Below are 20,952 nucleotides of genomic sequence, written 5' to 3'. Positions count from 1 at the left end.
CTTATGCCCCAGAATAAGAGGATTAAATGATGATTGATGTCACGCCAGATGCATTTGAGCATCAAAAACAAAACATGATCGACATACGCCATGATTTACACCGTCATCCTGAATTAGGGTTCGAAGAACACAGGACGGCAGAGAAAGTCGCTTCAGAACTCAAATCCTATGGCCTGGAAGTTCACGAGGGCATTGGTGGTACTGGCGTTGTTGGTATTCTAAAGAAGGGCGGTGGAAATCAGGCAATCGCTCTAAGAGCAGACATGGACGCGCTCTCCATCGAAGAAATCAGTTCTCATCAATATCGCTCAACAGTTAACGGGAAAATGCATGCCTGTGGGCACGATGGGCATACCGCAATGCTTTTAGGCGCAGCTCAATTCTTGTCAGAAAAACAAAACTTCAACGGTACCGTTGTTTTCATATTCCAGCCAAATGAAGAAAATGGCCTCGGCGCGGCCGCCATGGTCAATGATGGGCTCCTCGAAAAATTTCCCGTAGATGAAATCTATGGCCTCCATAATTTACCCGGGGCCACCTTGGGTGAATTCTCGACAAGATCCGGCACAATTTGCTCCAGCGAAAGCCTGTTTGAAATCACAATCAAAGCACGTGGCGGACATTCTGCCATGCCGCAAAAAGGGGTCGATGCAATTCTTGTTGGCTCTGAAATAGTGCAGGCATTCCAATCAATCGTCGCACGGAAAATGGACCCGGGTTGTGGTGCTGTCGTATCCATCACAGAATTCATCACTGATGGTCGTCGAAATGTACTTCCCGGCTCGGCAGTACTGAAAGGTGATGTTCGTGCACGAACGCCTGATGATCGTGAGCAGATCAAAACCCATATGCAGCGACTCTTGATTGGCATAACACAAGGTCACGGTGTCGAAGCAGATTTTAGCTTCAGCACAGAGTTTATTGAGACGATTAACTCTGCTGAACCAACTCAAATCGCGATTCAAGCCGCAAAGAAAATAAGTGACAACGTTGAAGGCGATCGAGAACCCATGTCATTCTCAGAAGATTTCGCTCTGTTTTGCCAAAAAAAGCCTGGTTGCTTTATTTTAATGGGCAACGGAACAGAAGGCGCTAATGGAAAACCTCTTCATGCTTCTGATTATGACTTTAATGACGATGCTCTGACAATTGGTGCGGCCTTTTGGGTACAACTTGTTGCAAATCGCCTTCCTGAATAATTTTAATATTACCTTAGCTAGGATAAATTTATGTTTGATACATTTTCTCCTGATGCCATTAAACACGCTTCTTACACCCACCACACAGGCGAAGCTTTCAATAACGTCATAACGCCGCAAGATTTTGCAAATGCATCCAATGAAATTATGACCTGGGATGGCTATGTGGCGACACCTCTGCATCGTTTGGAGAACCTGGCCCAATCTCTTAATTTACAAAGTATCCTTTATAAAGATGAAGGACCAAGATTTGGTCTTGGATCATTCAAGGCCCTTGGCGGTGCCTATGCAGCCGCCAAAGTACTCCAACGAGAACTGAGAAATAAGTTTAATGAACAGACATCCCTGCTTGATCTCCGTTCAGGTAAGTATGCTTCTTTAACAAAAACCATCACACTTGTCTCTGCTACAGATGGGAATCACGGACGCTCCCTAGCTTGGGGCGCTCAAAAGTTTGGCTCCGAGTGCAAGATATATATCCATGCAGAAGTTAGCGAAGAACGCGCCAAAGCGATGAGAAGTTATGGTGCCGATGTTATTCGCATTGATGGCGATTATGATGATTCGGTTCGGATTGCAAAAACAGATGCCGAAAAAAACGGCTGGTTTATCGTCTCCGACACATCATGGGAAAGCTATACTCAACCACCAACCGATGTGATGGCCGGTTACGGCGTTATGACAGATGAAATCACTCAGGAACTCTCTTCACCCCCTAGCCATGTATTCCTGCAAGGTGGGGTTGGTGGCCTCGCAGCTTCAGTTTGTGCGGCCCTGCGGCAAAAATGGGGAAAGGACTCACCGCGTGTTATCATTGTTGAACCAGACTTGGCCAACTGCCTCTACGCAAGTGCCATCAAAGATACGCTCACTTCGGTTTATATAACCGAAGAAACAATCATGGCTGGGCTATCCTGTGGCGAACCGTCTCCTCTGGCCTGGAATATCTTACGCGAAGAAGCATCCGATTTTCTGTCTATCCCAGATAGGCTTATTGCTCCTTCAATGAAACTACTCGCAAAACCAGTCGGTAATGATCCCGCTATTGTTGCCGGGGAATCTGCTGTGGCCGGGCTAGCTGCAATCATTGTTATTGCTCAGGATGAAGCACTTCGGAAAAGCCTTGGTATCGACATGACCTCACAGATATTGCTGATCGGGTCAGAAGGCGCAACAGACAAAGCCCTCTACGACAAAATCATATCAAGCTAACTCACAACAGACATTATCTGGCAATTGCTTGCGAAGATGAGGCTATACTGCTACCAAAGTGGAGAAAATTATCTCTGTTAGCAGAGCCTCGCTTCCTCGGATAAAAGAACCGGATAAATGCAAAAAGCTACACGTATCGCCCCCTCTATACTTGCCGCTGATTTTTCTCAACTAGGACAAGAGATTCAACGTCTGGATCAGGCTGGCGCAGATTACATACATGTCGATATTATGGATGGGCACTTTGTCCCAAATATTTCATTTGGCCCCTCCATAACAAAAGCTGTTCGCCCGGTAACAAAAAAGCCGTTTGATGCTCATTTGATGATTTCCCCTATCGATCTCTACATCGAAGCTTTTGTTGATGCCGGTGCAGATATCATCACTATTCATCCTGAAGCTGGCCCTCACTTTCACCGTACAATCCAGCTCATTAAATCATTGGGCGTAAAAGCAGGGTTGGCATTGAACCCTGGCACACCTGTGGATATTGTCGATCACGTTATAGAAGACCTCGACCTTCTATTAGTTATGTCGGTAAACCCCGGCTTTGGCGGCCAATCATTCATTCCCGGTGCTCTTGGGAAAATTTCAGCCCTGAGAAATAAAATTGATTCTCTTGGGAAAGATATTGATTTGGAAGTTGACGGCGGCATTAACTTTGAAACGGCACCGCTCGCTGTCGAAGCTGGCGCAGACCTTCTTGTCGCAGGTACGGCAACTTTCCGCGGAGGCCCTGACAACTATGCAAATAATATCAAAGAATTAAAAGGGTAATAAGAGCATCCGCCTATGGAAGGCCAAAGCCAAACTCATAAATCGGATACAAAAAAAAGCTCTGGCCGTTGGATAAATGGCCAGAGCAACGTTTCCGAACGTATGGCTTCACTCTTTAGGCTTCCTAAACCTGTTATCTTCGGGAAAATCGGATACAAATTAAAATACCCACTTCTTATCAGCCCTTTTTATGACTGGATAATAAGTGGCAAAGCCATTCCAAATTTGGCTTTTACGCCAACAGATCCCTGGCTGGGAGATGCCAACAAAGGCAGGGCTATTCTCGCTGGGCAGATTGAACTAGCAGGATACATCATCAATAATCCTGCGCCTCTTTGGGACCCCATCGGCGCAGAACCAGATTGGGTTAAAGAATTTCATTCTTTTAGCTGGTTAAGGTCTTTGCGTGCAGCCGCTGGTGATCAGGCTCGAAGGACAGCTCGGGAAATGCTTAATCTATGGATTAAGGATAACAATCAGTGGCGTCCTCAGACCTGGGAACCCTCAATAACGGGATGTCGACTATACAACTGGCTTGGCCACTATGAATTTATAGGAAGCTCTGCCGACATTGACCTTCGCCAACGCATTCATGACAGCCTTGCAAAACAAGCACGGTATCTTTCTGCATGTCTGCCTGCTGGCCTTACGGGCGTGGAACTCATTCGCGCCATCAAAGGCCTTCTCTACGCGGGGGTTTGTTTACCCGAAGGAAATATCTGGCTAAAGCGCGCTTTAAGCCTACTCGGCAAAGAACTTTCTTTGCAAATTTTACCCGATGGCGGTCACATACAAAGAAGCCCCCACATTCATTTGGAAGTTCTAAGACATCTTATTGACATACGGGCAACACTGCATGCCGGGAAAAAAGAAGTTCCCGGCTCCATAATCTCGGCAATTGAATCCATGTCTCCGGTTTTGAGAATGTTCCTTCATGGTGATGGCGGTTTGTGTCTTTTCAATGATTCAAACGAAGATCACGGCTGGCAAATTGACATGGTTCTGCGTCGAGCGGAAGGCAGAAAACAGCCTTTGTTAGCCGCACCGCAAAGTGGCTTTCAGAGACTTCAATCCGGGCGGATCATGGTAATTGTGGATGCAGGGGCTCCGCCCCCGCCTGGCTATGACCTCACAGCGCACGCAGGCACTCTCAGCTTTGAAATGTCTGTTGGGCGAGAACGGCTTATTACCAACTGTGGCGTCCACAGAAACCACCCTCAATGGCGCTGGATACCCCGGGCAACAGCTGCCCATACAACCCTGACGCTCGCGGAAACAAATTCGGCGCACTTGACGCCAAATGGCGGTCTTGCCAAACGCCCTGATAATGTTACCTGCCGCAGAGAAGAAGACCAAAATGGCCAAACTCGCCTAGAAATGTCACATGATGGCTATCAAAATAAATTTGACCTTCTTCATAACCGTACCTTGATCGCTCTCGCAAAAGGTGAAGGGATTGAAGGCTGCGACAGTCTAAACTTTTCTGACGGACTTGATGAAAAGGTGCGGCAAGAATTTGCAACACGTTTCCACTTACATTCCGATGTCAAAGCATCGTTAATTAATGGTGGCGATGCGGTGTTATTAAGTCTACAAAAAGGGGGCGGGTGGCAATTTTCCTGTGAGGGGGCAAACCTGTCTTTGGAACCGAGTATCTATCTCGGAAAATCCGGTGAAATCCGCCGTAGTCAACAGATCGTCCTCTCAGGGATCACGAGTACCAACGGCACAGAAATCAACTGGTCCCTTGTCAGAGTAAATACTAAAAAGTCTACACAAAAAAACAATCAATCAAATCTTTGGGATCAATGACAGAACTCCTCCATATCCTAACTCTATTTGCATTCTTTATGCTTACGTCATGCATAGCCACAGCCATGCTTCGTAAAATACTCGTAAAAAAAAGCATCCTAGATAACCCAAACGAAAGAAGCAGCCATACAACCCCCACACCTCGCGGAGGTGGGCTTGCCCTTATGGGTGTCATACTTCTTGGTTGGGCTGGATATGGCGCTTCGTCATCAACACCTCTCCCCGGATTTTGGTTTATCTTTGCAGGATCTATCGCCCTTATGGCGATTTCATGGTTAGACGATTTAAAGAACCTTTCCCCAAAATCCCGTCTATTGGTTCAGATTATTGTTGTCTGTACGAGTTTATGGGGCATCACGCACGATGGACAGTCAATTAAATTGTTCCCAGAGATAATTCCGCAATGGCTGGATTACCTCTTCATTACTTTGGCTTGGATTTGGTTTATTAACCTCTATAACTTCATGGATGGTATTGATGGTATCACTGGTGTCGAAACATCCAGCATAACATTAGGTCTTGTTCTCATAGCATCTTACTACTCCTGGGAATCTGACATCCTTTACTTACCCCTATTTGTATTGGCTGCCACTTTAGGCTTTTTGATCTGGAACTGGGAACCTGCTGCCATATTTTTGGGCGATGTCGGGTCTATTCCCCTAGGATATATTCTGGGATGGTTTATGATTTTCCTTATCACAAAAGATATGTGGGCAGCCGCTTTCATATTGCCCCTCTATTATCTCTGCGATGCAACTCTGACCCTCGCAAAACGAGCAGTAAGAAAACAAAAAGTTTGGGAAGCCCATAAAGAACATTGTTATCAGGTTGGCGTCCAAAATGGTCTAAGCCATAAAGTCGTTTCCTTGATCATTCTAGCTTGCAATACGGCTCTAATAGCATTGGCATTTTTCCTGAGTACTGACTATCCTTGGTACAGTCTGATCATTTCTCTGATTATCGTTTTCAGTACAATGGCGTTACTTAGAAAAAACAACACCAAGAGAAGAAATTAAAATCGGCCTGATTTTCAAAGGGAATGCTTTCTGGTCATATTTGAACATTGCCAGTAAAGTAAAACGAAACTAAATAGGTCTTTCTATTCATTATACTGCCGTCAGGAAAATATCATATGAAGTTTGTTATAACTTCACGCAATAAATCGTTAATCGCATTTTCGCACGATCTTTTCATGCTTGCGATCTCCTTTGCGCTTTCTCTGACATTACGCATGGACATTAATGACGCAGCAGCGATACCACCACTTAGCCTGTTTCCCGCTTGGGGCCTCTTCATCTTGATAGGAATTGCTACTTTTTGGATGCTCGATTTCTACAGGGGTACCTGGCGTTACGCATCAATGAATGACCTATTCAACATCATAAAAGCTTCAACGCTGATTATGTTGTTATTTTTGCCAGTTCTCTTTTTCTGGAATCGCCTAGAAGATATTCCCAGAAGTTCCCTCGTGATAAACTGGTTTGTTCTGATTTTTTTGCTCGGTGGCCCACGTATGATCTATCGTATATGGAAAGATCAAGGCATGCGAAGATTGATGGAAAAAGACAGTCATCTAAGAGTCCCCGTTTTCCTAATCGGTTTTGACGATATTGCCGAAGCTTTCCTTCGACATATAACAAGAGACCCGGCAAGTGCCTACGAAATCGTTGGCATATTAGATCCAACCGGACTGGAAGCAGGTAGACGAATACACAACCTCCCAATCATGGGGCCTTTAGACAAGCTCCAAAAAGCCTTGGACAAAGTATCCCTAGCAAATCGGAGACCACAGCGAATTGTAATTTCAAAAATAATCGACCGAGATAGCATGCAGCTTATCAATGAGATCGCTGCTAATAACAATTTATCAATCGAACGCCTCCCCAATCCGACTGAATTTAAAAGTAATCTGGGAACTGAAATAGAAGTCAAACCTATTGCGATTGAAGATTTACTGGGGCGACAACAAGCCAAACTTGATCGCCCAGCAATGGAACGTCTTATTTCGGGGAAACGTGCCCTTATAACAGGGTGTGGGGGCTCTATCGGGTCAGAGCTTTCAAGACAGGTTTCATCATTTAAACCGTCACACCTCGTTCTTTTGGATAGCTCCGAATTCAATCTCTATTCTATAGATATGGAAATATCTGAAAACTACCCTGAGTTAAAACGTGATGGTGTTCTTGGCGATGTCAGAGATACATCGCGCCTCAACCAGATTTTTGATCGTTTCAAGCCCGAACTTGTCTTTCATGCCGCAGCTTTAAAGCACGTACCTCTTGTTGAAGCAAATCCAATAGAAGGCATTCATACGAATGTTTTAGGTACCAAAAATACTGCTGATGCCTGTCGTCGTGTCGGCGTCAAAACCATGGTCTTAATTTCAACCGACAAAGCCATTAACCCGCCTAATATTATGGGCGCCAGCAAAAGGCTGGCTGAAATCTATTGTCAGTCCATGGATCTTGTTGGCAAGAAAGAAAACAATACTCGCTTTGTTACTGTCAGGTTTGGTAATGTTCTCGGCTCAACAGGTTCAGTTGTACCACTCTTTGAACGTCAACTGAAAACAGGTGGACCACTTACAGTCACTCATCCTGATATCACCCGTTATTTCATGACCATAAAAGAAGCCGTGGAACTGGTATTACAGACCATGACGATGGGGGCGGCATTAGCCAGTGAAGATGCAGGTAAAATTTATGTTCTTGATATGGGCGAGCCCGTCAAAATAGTCGATCTTGCTAGGCAAGTCATCCGACTTGGCGGGTTTGAGCCCGACAAAGATATTACAATAGAATACACAGGCCTCCGCCCTGGTGAAAAACTTTACGAAGAGCTATTCCATGAGACCGAACCTCTGGTACCGACGACCCACAACAGTCTAAAGCTTGCAACGCCCAGAATTGTGAATCAAGAATTACTAGCTCACAGCTTAGAAACAATGATGCGACTGGTTCATGATAAAAAACGCGATGAAATTATACGGCTACTGTCACAACTTGTTCCAGAGTACGACGGCGTTCATAAAAGTATAAGCGATTCCAAAACAGAATCACAAGAACAAGCCCAGGCAATAGTTTGATATGCCAGAAAAAACCCGCTGTATTATTTTTGGCGCATCAGGCAAAACGGGCCAAATTTTAAGTACCCGCTTAAGCCGAAATACATATGAAATTATCAATGTATCCCGCAACGTAACCGCAACATCTCATTTACCTGGTAGAGGATATGTTGCTGACCTAAATAATACTGATAGCTTCAAAGATTTAATTCGCTCCAATGATATAGTTATTAATTTGGCACACGCCAGATTTACATCAGCAATACTTGAATGTTGCCCGTCATCAATCAGACAGCTAATAGTAATTGGCTCAACACGACATCTTACTTCCTTTCCTGATTCAGCTGCAAAGGAAGTCAATCATGCTCAACAGCAACTTGAAGCTTGGGAAGGCCCTTGGACTATATTGCATCCAACCATGATTTATGGCGCTTTAGGAGAGAACAACATTCAGAGAATGGCCTTATTCATTAAAAAATTTAAACTAATTCCATTACCCAACAAAGGAAGAAGTCTAATTCAGCCTATCCATGTTGAAGATGTTGTTACAGCAATTCTTCTTGCAATGGATAAACAACAATGCATCCACCAAAGTATTCTAATTGCGGGCCCCAAAGCTTTAACATATAAAAATTTTATAACGAAAATTGCTGCAGCCTCAGGTTCAAATTGTGCCGTGATACCAATGAACCAAACACTTGTACAAATATTGGCTCTCTTAACTCGGTGGGTCCCTTTCCTACCTTCCATCACATCACAAGAAGTCCAGAGACTTATGGAAGACAAGAATATCGACACCAGCCAGATGACACAATTATTAGGTCTCACTCCCCGTAATTTTGAAGAAGGGCTGACAGACCTTTTTGCGTCAAATAAATAAACTTCTTTCTAGTATTCTGCATACCAAATCATTGCATCCAACGTCCCTTCGGTTTATTAGTGCCTTCGCCTAAGAAAATTTCGGCCAACACTGATCATTCTTGATGATAAAATTCATCTGTATGATCTTTACTTCCCGCCCTGGCGGGCAACCGGGGTGGAAGACAGCTGCAAGGAACTGCTATGTCTGACGTCATCCGTCGCGCCCTCGTTTCCGTATCCGATAAGACAGGTCTTGTCGAGTTCGGTAGATTTCTCGCGGACCAAAGAATTGAAATCCTCTCTACAGGGGGGTCTGCACGTACGTTAAGCGAAGCAGGTATTCCTGTGAAAGAAGTATCCAAACACACTGGTTTTCCGGAAATTATGGACGGTAGGGTAAAAACGCTTCATCCGAAAATTCACGGAGGAATCCTGGCCAGACGTGATCTCAAGACACACACAGATGCCATGGCAGAACATGACATTACGCCAATTGATCTGGTTGTCGTAAATCTCTATCCCTTCGAAGCAACGCTCAAGTCTGGTGCAGATTACGATACATGCGTTGAAAATATTGATATCGGCGGACCGGGGATGGTTCGCGCAGCAGCTAAGAACCATGGTTTTGTAACGATTGTCACAGACCCGAGTGATTACACACTCGTGCAGGATGAGATGCAAGCTAATGGCGGAGCTACGACACCAGAACTCCGTAGGAAATTAGCTGCCACGGCCTATAGTCACACGGCAAAGTATGATTCCATGATTTCTGGCTGGTTACAGAATGAGTGTAAAGTAGACTTTCCGAAAGAAACCACTTTGGGGGGTAAACTCAAGCAATCTCTACGCTACGGAGAGAACCCTCATCAGGTAGCCGCGGTCTACAAGTCGATTGATGCGCGCCCCGGCGTTGTCACCGCACAGCAGTTACAGGGAAAAGAGCTTAGCTACAACAACCTGAACGATACGGATGCCGCCTTTGAGCTCGTCTCTGAGTTCGATGCTCCGACAATTGCCATCATCAAGCATGCCAACCCCTGTGGCGTAGCAACGGCAGATAATTTAAGTGACGCCTACAAAGCCGCGCTCGCCTGTGATCCGACAAGTGCCTTTGGTGGCATTATAGCCACCAACAAAACAATGGATGCAGCAACGGCCACACAAGTTGCTGACCTTTTCGCGGAAGTAGTTATCGCTCCTTCCATTGACGAAGAAGCCAAAGCCATTTTCGCGGCCAAGAAAAATCTGCGTGTTCTTGTTACCGGTGAAATGCCAAATCCGGCAGATACAGGCATGAACATGAAAACCATATCCGGCGGCTTCCTGTTGCAAGGTCGTGACAATGGACGCATTACTGCTGCAGATCTAAAGGTTGTAACGAAACGCCAACCGACCGAACAAGAAATTGCCGATATGATTTTCGCCTTTAGAGTTGGCAAGCACGTGAAATCCAACGCCATCGTCTATGCAAAAAATGGAGCGATCGTTGGCATTGGAGCCGGACAGATGAGCCGAGTTGATTCTTCCAGAATTGCGGCTTGGAAAAGCAAAGAAGCTGCTGAGTCTGCTGGCTTAAGCGAAGCAGGGACCATTGGTTCCGTTGTCTCTTCCGATGCCTTCTTCCCTTTCGCAGATGGCTTGCTCGCCGCTGCCGATGCCGGCGCCACAGCGGTTATCCAGCCGGGTGGGTCCATGCGTGACGACGAAGTTATTGCCGCTGCCGATGAAGCCGGTCTTGCCATGGTTTATACCGGTATGCGCCACTTCCGCCACTAAGCCAGATTGGTACCAAATTTAAAAAGGCTGCTCCTGAAATTATCTTTCGGGAGCAGCTATTTTTTTGGGATTAGAGTTTAGACGCGAAGCTTTCAGCATCGATCTTGAGCAGAGCTAAAAAAACGCCGTAAAAGATATCTGTTTCGCACCTTAAACTTATTTGCTGGCTACCCGCAATAATCATCAAGACGCTGTTTGATATTGCTTAATATATTATTTTGGAATAAATCCGCCGAGATCAGGCCTCCTTGGAGCTAGGGTTATCAGCCACGGGAGATCAACATTATTTGCTTCTGTTTCTGGGGGAAAATTAGAAACAGAGCCATTGGCTGACCAAGCCATAAACGCTGTTCGGGTTGGCACAGCATTTCCCAAGAAGGCCTGAAGAATAATGAAGTGTTAGCCAACAACCTTGTGGCCACGCCCCTTCATACAATTCTTCACGATTTGTTTACGTTCATCCTGTGTATCCCAAGCTTCAGCTCCGGCACCACCGGCAGCCCCGATAACGCCCCCAACCAAGGCTCCGCCCCAGCCATCACTCAGTCCACCGACGATGGCGCCGAGACCCGTACCAAGTAAAGCTGCATTCTGAACATCCCCGTTCAAATACCCCCGCTGATCCGCAACTGCCGCACACTCGCTCAAATCGCTTTCATATGCTGCACTGGCACCACCATCAACAATCGGTCGATAATCCGCGCCTGTGTTGCTGCACCCCCCTATAAGAACAGCCATGCTCCCTAAGGAAATCAGACCAGCCCAACAATTCATGCCCCTCATTTTTTTAACATCCTCTGCTTTTGAGTCTTGATTAAATAGGACATTATCGTTTTAAACTGACGAAGGACTGACAGATACAAAATGGCAGCTGATCTAAAATTGATCACCCTAAACCAATTTCTACGCGTACATTTTTGCGCCTTTTGTAATTTTATCGACAATGTTTTTATCTGCATAAAGAGCAATACCCACAACTTTAGCATCTTCAGGGTCATACTCTGCAAAAACAGCGCGGTTGGCAGCGTCATGACCTGTCGAGAACATCTCTTCGATATAAAGCGAGGATTTGACTTCCCGCGTAAGTGATCGCTGGTGGATTTTTTTTAGGGTATTTTCACAGGCGGACAACACTATAATTGGCTGACGAATCAAGGCATTGTAGTTATTGCCCACTCGATCACGATATACCTCCCCAATGATCGTCTGGTTTTCGCCCGCAAGCCCGCCACTTAGAAACGCGGTAACGTTCAAAGCCTGCCAAGGCTGTAAATTATCTCGCAAAACAACGGCAATTTTTGTATCAAACATAATGGTCTTTCTGATTCAGGGTTCTTGATGTGAACGAAGACAACCAGATAAATGAAAACGCAAATCGGCGTCTTGAACGTTCGTGCAGATCCCCTGAGCCTGCACAAATAATCTCGGCACCCTCTGTGTCTGGTTTGTCCCGCATCCAAGCGCGGTTTGTAGGTGATTTTTTCGAGCCACATCGCCATGACACCTATGCATTGGGACTAACGATGCAAGGCATCCAGGCCTTTGGCTATCGCGGGGATCGACGGTACAGTCAGCCGGGGCAGATTATCGTGCTGCATCCGGATGAACTACATGATGGCGGGTCGGGTACAGACGAGGGATTGCTGTATCGTATGCTTTATCTAGAGCCATCTTTGATTCGTGATGCTTTGGGGGAAAACTTTGTTACGCTTCCTTTTGTCGAGACCCCTATTCTTGACGACCCGGAATTACAAACTGCTATGATTGCGGCCTTGGGCGAGCTTGAAAATAACCTGAGTGATCTGGCAAGAGACGATACAATCAGTCAAATTGCCCATTGTCTTGTACGACACGCCAAAGGCCCAAAGTCTCTCGTTGGCAAAAACAACATATCAGCGGTGAATCGTGCCAGAGACTTTCTCTATGAAAATGCTTTCCGCAATGTGCGTTCGGAGGAACTGGAAGAAATAACGGATATGGATCGTTTTGCACTTTCCCGTCATTTCAGGCGATCATTTGGCACAAGTCCACACCGTTTTCTACTTATGCGTCGCTTGGACTTTGCCCGTAAAATGATCGAAGAAGCACAACCTCTTGCCGACGTCGCTTTCGCTGTTGGGTTTGCCGATCAAAGCCACCTCAATCGCCATTTTAAAAAGGCTTATGGAATCAGCCCCGGACAATGGGGAAGCTATTGCAACAATTAAAAAAGCTTGCACGATAACTCTTATATCCTGTTAGCTGGTTCTCTTCGCTAACGAATAGTTCTTTCCGACAGGTTCCTGATTATGGACTTCCAGCTTATTCTTCTTTTTGCCATCACGACGGCTGTGGTGATTTCATCCCCCGGACCTTCGGCAATACTGGTTGTCTCACAGGGTGCGAGCGACGGATTAGGGAGGGCAATTTTCGGTATTCTCGGCATTGCCGTGGGCGGTATGATCTACTTCACCCTGTCCGCAACGGGGATTGCATCCCTTATCCTCGCATCAACCCTCGTCTTCTCCACCATTAAATGGGTCGGTGTTGCTTTTCTGCTCTATCTTGGCCTCAAAGCATTGTTTAGTAAGTCAGCACTTATAGATATCGCACCAGAAAAAGGACAAAAAACGCGCTCGGCTTTATTTCTACAGGGCCTGTTCATCATGGTATCAAACCCCAAAGCCATGCTGTTCTTCACGGCAATTTTACCTCAGTTTATTGATTTGAACCGCCCAATCGCACCGCAAATCCTGATCATGGGGGCCACAACCTATGCTCTTCAAATTCCGATTTATAGTGCCTATGCCTATATGGGTGAGCGCATTACACGCATTGGAATTAAAGGCGGCATAAAAGCATGGCTCGCCAACGCATTGAATAAATTTGCCGGGGCCGCATTGGTCTTTGCTGGCCTAAAGATGATCAGTGTCACGGTGAGCAGATAAGCCATTTTTCTTAAAGAATTTCGGGAGATAATTCCCGAGGATATTCTGGAAGACAATTCTGGAAACCGATACTGCAAAAGGGTTCTGATAAACAAGACCAGAACCCTTTTTCATCCAGAGATTAATCCGTAAATCAGCTTTAGTTTTGCAGTCTTAGATATTCAAAAGCAAAAAGGCTGTTACCCGATTTTTTATTGTAGTACTGGCAGTAAAGCTTTTCACCCTGTGCAGGGGCTAGCGTACTGGTGTTCGCCATTACACTCAGCATGGTTTTGCCGCGCGCATTCAGATTTTTCTTCCAGGCGGAACTGCGACTGCTATTACTGCCTTCTGCACATTCCGCAACATTTTCTGAATTACCACAATGTAGCATCATGTCTTTACCACTGAGCACGTTCACGGTGTAAGGATATTCTGTTTTTGGCTCACTCGCCCCGACGACACCCGCCCCCGGATTACCTGATTTAATGCACTGCATTTCCCAATCATTAGAACTGCCCAAGGCATCAAAGGTTTTTTCATCAACTTCCATATAAGCGATCTCGCGGGAATTGAGCGAAGGCAAAATACAATCATCACTCAAAGATCCTGCCCGACGATTAATTAACCCCGACCGCTTTTCATTGCTAAAGCCCTGCTGGAACGTATAGTCCCCCAACGACCCAATGGTAATATTTTCCGGTTTTAGTCCTGTACATTTGGTCATGCTCACCAGATCAGAAGATGGCGTACCAAGCTCTGGCGTCTGTCCCGCCGCAGCCACTTCTGTCGAAGGCGAGGTGGTTGGTTGGGCTGCACTTTTCTTCGTTGTCTCAGCTATAACTTCTTTTTTTGCGGTTCCAAGTAACTTGGTCGCTTCTTTTGTAACTTCTTCCGTGGCTTCGTTTTCCAGGTTGTTTTTAAGCTTCTGGAAAAGGCTGCCCCCTGCTTGTGCTGTTCCTGAAAACCCAAGGGCGCCAACCAAAATTAAGGTACTTAAAAACGTGCCTTTTGAGAGACCGTTTTTAGCAAACGATGATGCCTTGAGAGTGTGATGATAATACATACCCGACTGTTCCTTATGCGGTAAAAAAATAACCCTGACAGGACATTGGAGATCCTTGTCCTGTCAGGGTTACAACACAGAGCGCGTTTTATTCCCGCGATAAGAAAATATTTTTATAAGGGGGTAATAATAAACGTTTGATAACGACTTAGCCTTTACGCAAAAGATGATCTGCAAAGGGGTTGTCTATTACCATTAACCATCGACCATCCGGCTGTTTGCGCAACACCACGACAGAAAACCCGCTTTGCTCAATAGTCGAACCATCCGGTGCCAACCCTGTCATTTTCCAAGTCGAAGAATGAATAGCAATATCGTCAGCCTGAATAACGTCATGGTTTGTAATGGAAATCTTGGGATTGATGGCAATAAACTGACTGAAAGCTTCCCGTAGTGCAGGTGTGCCCTTAGCGATCATTCCGGGTTGCCCCACCAAAACGCCATTTGGTTCAAAAGTGGCGAGCACACCTTCAAGATCCCCAGCGGCAACGGCGGCGTTATTTGTTTCTATTGTGGCGTGAATCTGATTTTGTTCCATGATTTGAGTTTCCTGACTACTGTGCGATTGGGCGTGGATTGACTGTGTGCCAAGCAGCAAAGCCGCAAGGCAAAATAATCTTTTAAATGTTGTCGATGTCATGTGTGTTCCTCTGTTTATGGAAGAACACTAACCCGCTGGCATGTCAGAAAATGGCAGTAGTCATTTTGAGGCGTTTTCACACGATTCAGCTTCCCGCCAAAGCTTTATGAGGTCGTGTCGACGACGGGGATATCGTGTTGGTATTTCAGAAAGAGTTTCAATACGATCCGTGCGAAAATGCCGTATATCATCCCTTAACTCACACCAAGCAGAAATAAGGCGTCCACCATTAAAATAGATCAAAAAGAACGGCCATATAACACGTTCTGAACTTTTTCCCGCTCCATCGCGATAGTGAACAAGCAGCTTCCGTTCGTTTTGAATCGCCTGTCTCACCACCGTCATATCAACTGTCTCTTGATGGGATGGTTCACTCTGTCCCACGACGGCATATTGCGCTTCAACACGATCAACAAGTTCTATTGGCATAACCGCCGTTAACCTTGCCATCGCCTTTTTCGCGGCTTCAGCCAATGGTGCCTCTGCCTTATCCGCCACCCAGAGCGATCCAAGAACCAGCGCATCCACTTCTTCTGCCGTGAACATAACCGGGGGCAAAAGGAATCCCGGACGCAACACATACCCAACACCGGGTTCCCCCTCAATACCTGCCCCCAGCGCCCGTAATGAAGCGATATCCCGATAGAGCGTCCGGATTGATATACCCAATGCCTGCGCAAGATCATTACCCGAAACAGGACGACGATGACGCCTGAATTCCTCTATCAAACTCAAAAGTCGTTCTGCGCGTGAAATGTTGACCTCCCTTGAAGTAATGTTACCGTCCCTCAAAAGGGCGTATTGCGCTCAAACGCCGCGCATGCTTGTCCTCGTATTAACTCGGGCGCCCACTTGGGCTTGCCAGATCCTAGATAGGATCCGGGTTAGTTTTGTACCGTCCCTCAAGAGGACGTATTCTCGTTCAAACGCCACTAAGGCTTATCTCGCATAAGCTCGGACGTTCAGTCGAACTTGCCAAATTGCAGTACGCAATTTGGATGGTAATTTATCCCCAGAATTGAGCTCCAACCAGATCCTATAAAGGATCTGGCAAGTGCAAACGCACGCCCGGAACGAAGTGAGGACCAGCCTTAGTGGCGCTTGAACGAGAATACGTCTTCTTCAAGAGACGGTAAAAAATAAAATTATTATTTTTTGCCCACAGGGCCGGTGGGGGTTTCGATTTTTTCTTTGTCCACCAATTGCCATGGTTTGCCATCTTCACGGAAGATACGTTTATCCCTGTGCGGATAATCAGCCATGTCAAAGGCGAGCCGTTGGCCGACAACGATGCACTTCAAGGTTTCAGTGCTTGTATTCGTGATCCCGTGGGCCTCTCCGCCTGCGCGGTAGCCAATAAAGTCGCCTTCGCTGATCTGATAGGCTTCATCGCCGATATAGGCCGTTGCTGTACCGGACAGAACATAGACACATTCATCTTCGTGATAGTGCACGTGGTATTCCGTTGTCTCTCGGCCCGGCTCGACCTCTATAATATGAAAGCCAAGACCCGTCAGACCTGTGAGATCGCCGAGGGACTTGTTTGTACGCACAGCATTGGAGTTGAGAAAATGCTCTTTTTCCGTGCCCTGCATCTGTTCTACATCATGTTTTTTGATTAGATAGTTTTTCATAGCTCCCCCGCTTTATTTTTATCGTCGTTAAACAACTATGCTCATTGATCGACCCAAAGGCCTGTCGCTAGACGTGCAATACCTGTGCTGCTTTGATGACCTGACAGTACTCACCATCCATATTAGCAAGTGACATATCATGGACTTCCTGCGCTGATCGCAGGGTGCCGCTATAGTCGGGAAAGGCAAAGGTAAAACAGGCGTCTTCTATAAGATAGGTCGTAAAACCGAGATTACCAGCATGGCGCACAGTTGCCTCGACAGAATTGTTGGTAATGACACCCATCATCACAACGTGATCAATCCCCTGATCCCGGAGCATTTGTTCTAGTGTTGTATCGATAAAGGCAGAATTCGCCGTCTTCCCAATAATCTCTTCATCAGCGAGAGGCATAACCTCGGGCTTAAAGGCATGAGTTTCCGCCCCCGGCGCATAGGTAGAATCAGCATGCACACTATCGTGCCGGATATGAAAGACCGGGCGCTTGGTATCGCGCCAGTGTTTCAGTACAGCCACCATTTTTTGTTCCGCATCGGGATTGTTTCGTGGCCCATGCTTCGACCAGAAAGCTTCATCAATGGCCCGCTGCACATCGATAATAACAAGTGCCGTGTTTGTGGGTAGTTTCATCAAAAGGCCTTTATAATCGTTCAAGCGCCACTAAGAAAATTTGTACCGTCCCCCAAAAGGACGTATTGCGCTCAAACGCCGCGCATGCTGGTCCTCGCATAAGCTCGGGCGTCCGGTCGGACTTGCCAAATCAAGTATTTGATTTGGAGATATGCGCTCTATTCTTATTAAGAGTTTCATCAAAACCGCCTTATGGCATCATAAGCTGCGCCAACGCCGAGCAAGGTAAAGGTTGCGCCAAAGACACCTGTAATCTGTCGCCGCGCAGCAACAAACTTCTGAACAATAAAGTCCGTAGAAAAAACAGTCGCCGTAATCGTATGGCCGGACACACCGAACACAAGACAGACCATAAGGATTTCTATCAGCAGTTCGTTTGAGGCATTGGCTGGCACAAACGCCGTCAGGACCGAGCCAAAGAACAAAGCCGCCTTGGGATTTGTTGCACAGATTATAAAGCCGGAACGAAAAGCTTTAAAACCAGAGTTATCAGAATAATAAAGCGACATATCACTATCAGACACAGTAAGAACACTTCTAAAAGCCTTGAACCCCAACCAAAGCAAATAGCCCGCCCCCATCAATCGGAGACCAAGTACCACTTGAGGGAAAAGATCAAATAATGCAATCACCCCGAGAACAGCTAAGATCGCCCAGATAAAACTCGCCAGAGAAATGCCCAAACCCGTCAATACGCCATGACGCCTTCCCTGGCTAAGCGACGCACTCATTACCGCAAACATGTTTGGTCCCGGCGATAACCAGCCCATGATATTCACCAGAGCAATAGTAGAAAGAACACTGAAGGTATCCATGGGAATGAGAGTTCCTTTTGTTTTTTTACCGTCCTTTTGAAGAGGACGTATTTCGTTCAGGCGCCACTAAGGCTTTCCTCGCTTCGCTGCGGGCGCCCACTTGGGCTTGCCAGATTGAGGGCATCAATCTGGTTTTGGTGTTTAATTTACGCTCAAGTGCCGCTAAGAAGATTCATACCGCTTCTCAAGAAAGCGTATTACGCTCAAGCGCCGCGCATGCTTGTCCTCGCTCCGCTGCGGGCGCCCACTTGGGCTTGCCAAATCAAGAATTTGATTTGGTTGGTGTTTTACCAACTCTATCGGAACTTAGAACAAAGCGTCAACAAAGAAAGGAGACAATGTCTCCTAGATAAAGTGGTTTTCGGGCAGGTTGAATTTTTCCACCATGAAGTCCACGAAGACACGGACTTTGGGGGACAAGTGGCGACCCGGGGGATAGATGGCGTAGATGGCGCTGTCGGGGACGTGGTAATCGGGCAGGACTTCGACGATATGGGCTTTGCGAATGGCAGGACCAACCAGCCAGAGGGGTAACAGACTGATGCCCATGTTCTTACAGGTCAGATCCATAATGACTTCGGGGTTGTTCGTTTCTACGGCGCCACTGACATGGACCAGATCTTCCCCGTCCGGCCCTTCAAACCGCCAGTCGTTGCGAAAAGCGCGTGAGGCATAGATCAGGCAATCGTGGTTTTCCAGATCTTTCGGGTGTTTTGGCGCACCGTGTTTTTTGAGGTAATCCGGCGAGGCACAGACCACCCGACGGTTTGCCGCCAGCTTGCGCGCGATCAAACTGGAATCTTCCAGATCGCCGATACGCACAGCAAGGTCATACCCTTCGCTAAGCAGATCAACAAAGCGGTCCTGTAGATTCAGATCCAGTTTGATTTCGGGATAGAGGGTCATAAATTCGGGAATGAGCTCGGTAATCCACAAGCGCCCAAAAGCCACGGGAACATTGATTTTAAGCGTTCCACGTGGCGCGGCATGCAGATTTGCCACTGCATCCTCGGCCTCTTCCACATCGACCAAAATCTGACAACAGCGCTCATAAAAGCCCTTACCAACCTCGGTCAGGGAAAGATGCCGCGTCGTGCGATTAAAAAGCCGCGCCCCAAGGCGATCTTCCAACCGACCAACCTGCTTGCTCACCGCAGAAGGCGTCAGTGATGCCGCCCGCGCCGCCGCCGAAAAGCTACCCTCGTTCACCACCTTCACAAAGATGCCCATCGCCGAAAGATTATCCATATATTTGCCCTGAGCCAGAATTTATTTGTGACACGGGGGAATAGATATCAGGATATATTATAAATGTAACGATGATTTGGTAATTAATCATGTATTTTAAAGCAGCGTATTACCAAAAAAACACAAACAAGAATTGAATAATTCAATTGCTACACACCAAAAAGCATTACAAAATATTACTATGTTAGATATCGTACTTGAACATATTAACACGATTCCAAATTTCGATAACGATTATGATATTGTTTCTCATTTTATAACATTGAACGGTGACGCCATTTATTTACATAAGAAAAAACTAAGTTCAGACAATTCAAACTCAGGAGAAAAGCACTATAAAGTTGTAAAACAGAGCAAAACATCAGTCATAGAAATTTTACTTCCGCCTATAATAACAAGATCTCATTTAGCCCCCATCATCGATATTTTTTCGGATGGTTCATTACTTATTGTAGACAGACGTTGCCAATACAGGAGTGTTGACGATTATGACTACAACGGAATGATTTATAACCCCACGACAAAAACAATTCTAAAATTCCTTGCCGGGGATGGTATTGAGCAGGTTTTGATAGATCGTGATGATCATATTTGGATCTCATATTTTGATGAAGGTATTTGTGGAAATTATGGTTGGGGTAATGTTCTCGTTCCTCCTTTCACAAAACCAATCGGGAAATCTGGTGTTAACTGCTTTGATTCAAAAGGAAATATTATCTGGAGCTTTAACGACACTGAAAAGATTATTGATGATTGCTATGCAATGAACATTACGTCAAAAGGTACTCACATCTTCTATTACAGTGACTTTGACTTCTGTACTATTTCCAAAAATTTTCAAACACAGTTTTTTACATCGGAATTAGCTGGTTGCTCAACTTTCGCTATGTCAGATAATTATTTACTTTTCAATGGGCAATATGACGACCCAATCTCTACTGCTTATCTGGTCAAGAAAACCAAAGAATCATTAGTAACAGCCACTCCAGTAACCCTAAGACCAAATTACGGAGAATCCTTTTTAGAAGGCTTTCTAATTGGTCGAGATGAAAAACTGCACCTATTTACAAGTACTGACTGGTACGCAATTAGTGCTCGCGATGCCTTTGAACAAACAACTGAATATGCTCAAAACACAAGTTATAATTGAAAATCATAGAAACGGTCAAAAGTCAGAAGAAAAACCTGTTCGGCGTCAGTCGAAATTCAAGATATCACGCCACAAGTTTGATACTGTAGTGGTAAGTGATGATCAGGGACGGGCCAGAGCGTCTTGAATCAGAGCAACCATTTTGACCACGTCTCGCACAT

20 protein-coding genes are annotated in these 20,952 nt (G+C 46.0%); 11 read left to right on the top strand and 9 right to left on the bottom strand.

Annotation, left to right across the window (positions count from 1 at the left end):
* Positions 1-26 precede the first annotated feature (26 nt).
* The 8 genes from BKB51_RS13605 to purH all read left to right on the top strand — a co-directional run bounded on the left by BKB51_RS13605 (position 27) and on the right by purH (position 10,701).
* Positions 27-1,199 carry an amidohydrolase gene (locus BKB51_RS13605; RefSeq protein WP_198946742.1) on the top strand — a complete coding sequence of 391 codons (1,173 nt, stop codon included), beginning with the start codon at positions 27-29 and terminating at the stop codon, positions 1,197-1,199.
* A 30-nt stretch (positions 1,200-1,229) separates the two neighbouring features.
* Positions 1,230-2,411, top strand: coding sequence for a diaminopropionate ammonia-lyase (locus BKB51_RS13600; protein WP_085901638.1), 1,182 nt, complete (start codon positions 1,230-1,232; stop codon positions 2,409-2,411).
* A 117-nt stretch (positions 2,412-2,528) separates the two neighbouring features.
* Complete coding sequence (gene rpe, locus BKB51_RS13595; protein WP_085901637.1) at positions 2,529-3,188, top strand: ribulose-phosphate 3-epimerase; 660 nt, start codon at positions 2,529-2,531, stop codon at positions 3,186-3,188.
* 15 nt (positions 3,189-3,203) lie between these two features.
* A complete protein-coding gene (locus tag BKB51_RS13590) occupies positions 3,204-5,000 on the top strand; it encodes a heparinase II/III family protein (RefSeq protein WP_085901636.1) in 1,797 nt (598 codons plus the stop codon).
* A 164-nt stretch (positions 5,001-5,164) separates the two neighbouring features.
* The gene (locus BKB51_RS13585; RefSeq protein ID WP_158090234.1) at positions 5,165-6,016 is read left to right on the top strand and encodes an MraY family glycosyltransferase; all 852 of its coding nucleotides are present in this window, start codon (positions 5,165-5,167) and stop codon (positions 6,014-6,016) included.
* A gap of 116 nt (positions 6,017-6,132) precedes the next feature.
* Positions 6,133-8,085, top strand: a complete 1,953-nt coding sequence (locus BKB51_RS13580) for a polysaccharide biosynthesis protein (RefSeq protein ID WP_085901634.1) — start codon at positions 6,133-6,135, stop codon at positions 8,083-8,085.
* 1 nt (position 8,086) lies between these two features.
* On the top strand, positions 8,087-8,944 hold the full coding sequence (locus BKB51_RS13575) for an NAD-dependent epimerase/dehydratase family protein (RefSeq protein ID WP_085901633.1): 858 nt from the start codon (positions 8,087-8,089) through the stop codon (positions 8,942-8,944).
* 182 nt (positions 8,945-9,126) lie between these two features.
* On the top strand, positions 9,127-10,701 hold the full coding sequence (purH, locus tag BKB51_RS13570; RefSeq protein ID WP_085901632.1) for a bifunctional phosphoribosylaminoimidazolecarboxamide formyltransferase/IMP cyclohydrolase: 1,575 nt from the start codon (positions 9,127-9,129) through the stop codon (positions 10,699-10,701).
* A 399-nt stretch (positions 10,702-11,100) separates the two neighbouring features.
* Here purH and BKB51_RS13565 read toward each other — a convergent pair whose 3' ends face one another.
* Complete coding sequence (locus tag BKB51_RS13565) at positions 11,101-11,439, bottom strand: hypothetical protein (RefSeq protein WP_198946741.1); 339 nt, start codon at positions 11,437-11,439, stop codon at positions 11,101-11,103.
* Positions 11,440-11,604: 165 nt separating this feature from the next.
* Positions 11,605-12,012, bottom strand: a complete 408-nt coding sequence (locus BKB51_RS13560; RefSeq protein ID WP_085901631.1) for a DUF2000 family protein — start codon at positions 12,010-12,012, stop codon at positions 11,605-11,607.
* Positions 12,013-12,041: 29 nt separating this feature from the next.
* Between BKB51_RS13560 and BKB51_RS13555 the strand changes: the two genes are divergently transcribed.
* Together BKB51_RS13555 and BKB51_RS13550 are read left to right on the top strand one after the other, a co-directional pair.
* On the top strand, positions 12,042-12,908 hold the full coding sequence (locus BKB51_RS13555; protein WP_085901630.1) for an AraC family transcriptional regulator: 867 nt from the start codon (positions 12,042-12,044) through the stop codon (positions 12,906-12,908).
* 81 nt (positions 12,909-12,989) lie between these two features.
* On the top strand, positions 12,990-13,628 hold the full coding sequence (locus BKB51_RS13550) for a LysE family translocator (protein ID WP_085901629.1): 639 nt from the start codon (positions 12,990-12,992) through the stop codon (positions 13,626-13,628).
* Positions 13,629-13,767: 139 nt separating this feature from the next.
* Here BKB51_RS13550 and BKB51_RS13545 read toward each other — a convergent pair whose 3' ends face one another.
* The 7 genes from BKB51_RS13545 to BKB51_RS13510 all read right to left on the bottom strand — a co-directional run bounded on the left by BKB51_RS13545 (position 13,768) and on the right by BKB51_RS13510 (position 19,641).
* A complete protein-coding gene (locus tag BKB51_RS13545) occupies positions 13,768-14,673 on the bottom strand; it encodes a hypothetical protein (RefSeq protein ID WP_085901628.1) in 906 nt (301 codons plus the stop codon).
* A gap of 148 nt (positions 14,674-14,821) precedes the next feature.
* Positions 14,822-15,313, bottom strand: coding sequence for a YybH family protein (locus BKB51_RS13540; RefSeq protein ID WP_085901627.1), 492 nt, complete (start codon positions 15,311-15,313; stop codon positions 14,822-14,824).
* A 60-nt stretch (positions 15,314-15,373) separates the two neighbouring features.
* Positions 15,374-16,048 carry a helix-turn-helix transcriptional regulator gene (locus BKB51_RS13535; protein WP_198946740.1) on the bottom strand — a complete coding sequence of 225 codons (675 nt, stop codon included), beginning with the start codon at positions 16,046-16,048 and terminating at the stop codon, positions 15,374-15,376.
* A 413-nt stretch (positions 16,049-16,461) separates the two neighbouring features.
* Positions 16,462-16,947, bottom strand: a complete 486-nt coding sequence (locus BKB51_RS13530; protein ID WP_085901626.1) for a cupin domain-containing protein — start codon at positions 16,945-16,947, stop codon at positions 16,462-16,464.
* A gap of 67 nt (positions 16,948-17,014) precedes the next feature.
* Positions 17,015-17,578: a cysteine hydrolase family protein gene (locus BKB51_RS13525; RefSeq protein WP_085901830.1), complete on the bottom strand. Its 564-nt coding sequence runs from the start codon at positions 17,576-17,578 to the stop codon at positions 17,015-17,017.
* A 179-nt stretch (positions 17,579-17,757) separates the two neighbouring features.
* The gene (locus tag BKB51_RS13520) at positions 17,758-18,393 is read right to left on the bottom strand and encodes a LysE family translocator (protein WP_085901625.1); all 636 of its coding nucleotides are present in this window, start codon (positions 18,391-18,393) and stop codon (positions 17,758-17,760) included.
* A 345-nt stretch (positions 18,394-18,738) separates the two neighbouring features.
* Entirely contained in the window at positions 18,739-19,641 is a 903-nt protein-coding gene (locus tag BKB51_RS13510) for a LysR substrate-binding domain-containing protein (RefSeq protein WP_085901623.1), read from the bottom strand.
* Between the two features lie 181 nt (positions 19,642-19,822).
* Here BKB51_RS13510 and BKB51_RS13505 point away from each other — a divergent pair, with 181 nt between their 5' ends.
* A complete protein-coding gene (locus BKB51_RS13505; RefSeq protein WP_085901622.1) occupies positions 19,823-20,791 on the top strand; it encodes a hypothetical protein in 969 nt (322 codons plus the stop codon).
* Positions 20,792-20,952 lie beyond the last annotated feature (161 nt).

Origin of the sequence: Kiloniella majae (assembly GCF_002118315.1) — a bacterium.
In the GTDB taxonomy this organism is placed as follows: domain Bacteria; phylum Pseudomonadota; class Alphaproteobacteria; order Kiloniellales; family Kiloniellaceae; genus Kiloniella; species Kiloniella majae.
The sequence above is the reverse complement of the archived record's forward strand: the minus strand, read 5'-3'. Positions and strand labels throughout refer to the sequence as shown.

Excerpts from the sequence above, each read along its gene's own strand:
- BKB51_RS13540 (WP_085901627.1), bottom strand. The coding sequence starts at position 15,313 with ATGACATCGACAACATTTAAAAGATTATTTTGCCTTGCGGCTTTGCTG.
- BKB51_RS13505 (WP_085901622.1), top strand. The coding sequence starts at position 19,823 with ATGTTAGATATCGTACTTGAACATATTAACACGATTCCAAATTTCGAT.
- rpe (WP_085901637.1), top strand. The coding sequence starts at position 2,529 with ATGCAAAAAGCTACACGTATCGCCCCCTCTATACTTGCCGCTGATTTT.
- BKB51_RS13530 (WP_085901626.1), bottom strand. The coding sequence starts at position 16,947 with ATGAAAAACTATCTAATCAAAAAACATGATGTAGAACAGATGCAGGGC.
- BKB51_RS13510 (WP_085901623.1), bottom strand. The coding sequence starts at position 19,641 with ATGGATAATCTTTCGGCGATGGGCATCTTTGTGAAGGTGGTGAACGAG.
- BKB51_RS13590 (WP_085901636.1), top strand. The coding sequence starts at position 3,204 with ATGGAAGGCCAAAGCCAAACTCATAAATCGGATACAAAAAAAAGCTCT.
- BKB51_RS13560 (WP_085901631.1), bottom strand. The coding sequence starts at position 12,012 with ATGTTTGATACAAAAATTGCCGTTGTTTTGCGAGATAATTTACAGCCT.
- BKB51_RS13605 (WP_198946742.1), top strand. The coding sequence starts at position 27 with ATGATGATTGATGTCACGCCAGATGCATTTGAGCATCAAAAACAAAAC.
- BKB51_RS13585 (WP_158090234.1), top strand. The coding sequence starts at position 5,165 with ATGGGTGTCATACTTCTTGGTTGGGCTGGATATGGCGCTTCGTCATCA.
- BKB51_RS13600 (WP_085901638.1), top strand. The coding sequence starts at position 1,230 with ATGTTTGATACATTTTCTCCTGATGCCATTAAACACGCTTCTTACACC.
- BKB51_RS13525 (WP_085901830.1), bottom strand. The coding sequence starts at position 17,578 with ATGAAACTACCCACAAACACGGCACTTGTTATTATCGATGTGCAGCGG.
- BKB51_RS13545 (WP_085901628.1), bottom strand. The coding sequence starts at position 14,673 with ATGTATTATCATCACACTCTCAAGGCATCATCGTTTGCTAAAAACGGT.
- BKB51_RS13565 (WP_198946741.1), bottom strand. The coding sequence starts at position 11,439 with ATGGCTGTTCTTATAGGGGGGTGCAGCAACACAGGCGCGGATTATCGA.
- BKB51_RS13575 (WP_085901633.1), top strand. The coding sequence starts at position 8,087 with ATGCCAGAAAAAACCCGCTGTATTATTTTTGGCGCATCAGGCAAAACG.
- BKB51_RS13550 (WP_085901629.1), top strand. The coding sequence starts at position 12,990 with ATGGACTTCCAGCTTATTCTTCTTTTTGCCATCACGACGGCTGTGGTG.
- BKB51_RS13580 (WP_085901634.1), top strand. The coding sequence starts at position 6,133 with ATGAAGTTTGTTATAACTTCACGCAATAAATCGTTAATCGCATTTTCG.
- BKB51_RS13520 (WP_085901625.1), bottom strand. The coding sequence starts at position 18,393 with ATGGATACCTTCAGTGTTCTTTCTACTATTGCTCTGGTGAATATCATG.
- purH (WP_085901632.1), top strand. The coding sequence starts at position 9,127 with ATGTCTGACGTCATCCGTCGCGCCCTCGTTTCCGTATCCGATAAGACA.